Origin of the sequence: Shewanella sp. 10N.286.51.B7 (assembly GCF_002873615.1) — a bacterium.
In the GTDB taxonomy this organism is placed as follows: Bacteria; Pseudomonadota; Gammaproteobacteria; order Enterobacterales; family Shewanellaceae; genus Shewanella; species Shewanella electrodiphila.
On the sequence record NZ_MCUF01000026.1, the window covers coordinates 1 to 3182 of the forward strand.

A 3182-nucleotide genomic window follows, 5' to 3' on the forward strand; every position below is an offset into this window, starting at 1 on the left:
ATCTGGGTTGTATGGTTAAGCCTCACGAGTCATTAGTACAGGTTAGCTCAACGCCTCACAACGCTTACACACCCTGCCTATCAACGTCCTAGTCTCGAACGGCTCTTTAGAGGAATTAAATTCCTAGGGATGACTCATCTTAGGACTCGCTTCCCGCTTAGATGCTTTCAGCGGTTATCGATTCCGAACGTAGCTACCGGGCAATGCTATTGGCATAACAACCCGAACACCAGCGGTTCGTCCACTCCGGTCCTCTCGTACTAGGAGCAGCTTCCTTCAATCATCCAACGCCCACGGCAGATAGGGACCGAACTGTCTCACGACGTTCTGAACCCAGCTCGCGTACCACTTTAAATGGCGAACAGCCATACCCTTGGGACCGACTTCAGCCCCAGGATGTGATGAGCCGACATCGAGGTGCCAAACACCGCCGTCGATATGAACTCTTGGGCGGTATCAGCCTGTTATCCCCGGAGTACCTTTTATCCGTTGAGCGATGGCCCTTCCATACAGAACCACCGGATCACTATGACCTACTTTCGTACCTGCTCGACGTGTATGTCTCGCAGTTAAGCTGGCTTATGCCATTGCACTAACCGTACGATGTCCGACCGTACTTAGCCAACCTTCGTGCTCCTCCGTTACTCTTTGGGAGGAGACCGCCCCAGTCAAACTACCCACCAGGCACTGTCCCGAACCCCGATAAGGGGCCGCGGTTAGAACATCAAAACTACAAGGGTGGTATTTCAAGATTGACTCCACTCCATCTAGCGACGAAGCTTCAAAGTCTCCCACCTATCCTACACATGTAGGTTCAATGTTCAGTGCCAAGCTATAGTAAAGGTTCACGGGGTCTTTCCGTCTAGCCGCGGGTATACGGCATCTTCACCGCAATTTCAACTTCACTGAGTCTCGGCTGGAGACAGCGTGGCCATCATTACGCCATTCGTGCAGGTCGGAACTTACCCGACAAGGAATTTCGCTACCTTAGGACCGTTATAGTTACGGCCGCCGTTTACTTGGGCTTCGATCATGAGCTTCTCCGAAGATAACCCAATCAATTAACCTTCAAGCACCGGGCAGGCGTCATACCGTATACGTCATCTTGCGATTTTGCACAGTACTGTGTTTTTGATAAACAGTTGCAGCCACCTGGTATCTGCGACTGCCAGCAGCTTAGAGAGCAAGTCTCATCACCGCCAGCAGCGTACCTTCTCCCGAAGTTACGGTACCATTTTGCCTAGTTCCTTCAGCCGAGTTCTCTCAAGCGCCTTGGTATTCTCTACCCGACCACCTGTGTCGGTTTGGGGTACGATTCCTACTAACCTGAAGCTTAGAAGATTTTCCTGGAAGCATGGCATCAACTACTTCATCCCCTTGGGGACTCGTCATCAGTTCTCAGCCTTAATGTAAACCCGGATTTGCCTAAGTTTACAGCCTACAACCTTAAACGCGGACAACCAACGCCGCGCTAGCCTAGCCTTCTCCGTCTCTCCATCGCAGTTAGCAGAAGTACAGGAATATTGACCTGTTTCCCATCGACTACGCCTTTCGGCCTCGCCTTAGGGGTCGACTCACCCTGCCCCGATTAACGTTGGACAGGAACCCTTGGTCTTTCGGCGTGGGGGTTTTTCACCCCCATTATCGTTACTCATGTCAGCATTCGCACTTCTGATACGTCCAGTGTGGGTTACCCCTTCACCTTCAACCGCTTACAGAACGCTCCTCTACCGCTTGCACCTAAGTGCAAACCCATAGCTTCGGTGTATTGCTTAGCCCCGTTAAATCTTCCGCGCAGGCCGACTCGACTAGTGAGCTATTACGCTTTCTTTAAATGATGGCTGCTTCTAAGCCAACATCCTAGCTGTCTAAGCCTTCCCACATCGTTTCCCACTTAGCAATAACTTTGGGACCTTAGCTGATGGTCTGGGTTGTTTCCCTTTTGACGACGGACGTTAGCACCCGCCGTCTGTCTCCCGAGTAGTACTCACTGGTATTCGGAGTTTGCAAAGGGTTGGTAAGTCGGGATGACCCCCTAGCCTTAACAGTGCTCTACCCCCAGTGGTATTCGCTCGAGGCGCTACCTAAATAGCTTTCGAGGAGAACCAGATATCTCCGAGTTTGATTGGCCTTTCACCCCCAGCCACAAGTCATCCGCTAATTTTTCAACATTAGTCGGTTCGGTCCTCCAGTTGATGTTACTCAACCTTCAACCTGCCCATGGCTAGATCACTCGGTTTCGGGTCTACACCTTGCAACTAAACGCGCAGTTAACACTCGGTTTCCCTACGGCTCCGCTATTCGCTTAACCTCGCTACAAAATGTAAGTCGCTGACCCATTATACAAAAGGTACGCAGTCACGGTCTCAAGAACCGCTCCCACTGCTTGTACGTACACGGTTTCAGGTTCTATTTCACTCCCCTCACAGGGGTTCTTTTCGCCTTTCCCTCACGGTACTGGTTCACTATCGGTCAGTCAGGAGTATTTAGCCTTGGAGGATGGTCCCCCCATATTCAAACAGGATGTCACGTGTCCCGCCTTACTCGATTTCATCTATGGTTAGTTTTCATGTACGGGGCTATCACCCTGTGCCGCTGTGCTTTCCAACACATTCCACTAACACCCCATAGACTTAAGGGCTAATCCCCGTTCGCTCGCCGCTACTAGGGGAATCTCGGTTGATTTCTTTTCCTCTGGGTACTTAGATGTTTCAGTTCCCCAGGTTCGCCTCATAACGCTATGTATTCACGTTATGATGACCACTTATGTGGCCGGGTTTCCCCATTCGGACATCGTTAGCTCAAATGCTTGTTACTAGCTCGCCAACGCTTTTCGCAAGTTACTACGTCCTTCATCGCCTCTGACTGCCAAGGCATCCACCGTATACGCTTAGTCACTTAACCATACAACCCAAATAAGTTTCTAAAAGAAACAGACTGTTGTTAAAGCGGGTAGCCTTAACTGTTGTATCGTAACTAGCTGGTTTATTACTAATTTGCATCTCTTACGAGTACACAAATTCGCCTTAGTTTTTAGAATATTCAAGACACTTAATAAAGTGTTTTGAGAACTCAATGTATTATCGAAAAGGGATTAACTTCCCAATAATACGATTTGTAATTAATTAACATGACAGACTCATGCAATTAAATACTATCAGCTTTCCAAATTGTTAAAGAAC

1 rRNA gene is annotated in these 3182 nt (G+C 49.2%); it reads right to left on the reverse strand.

Going from position 1 to position 3182, the window contains the following annotated elements:
- Positions 1 to 11 precede the first annotated feature (11 nt).
- A 23S ribosomal RNA gene (locus BCU84_RS07645) occupies positions 12 to 2904 on the reverse strand.
- Between the last annotated feature and the right edge of the window lie 278 nt (positions 2905 to 3182).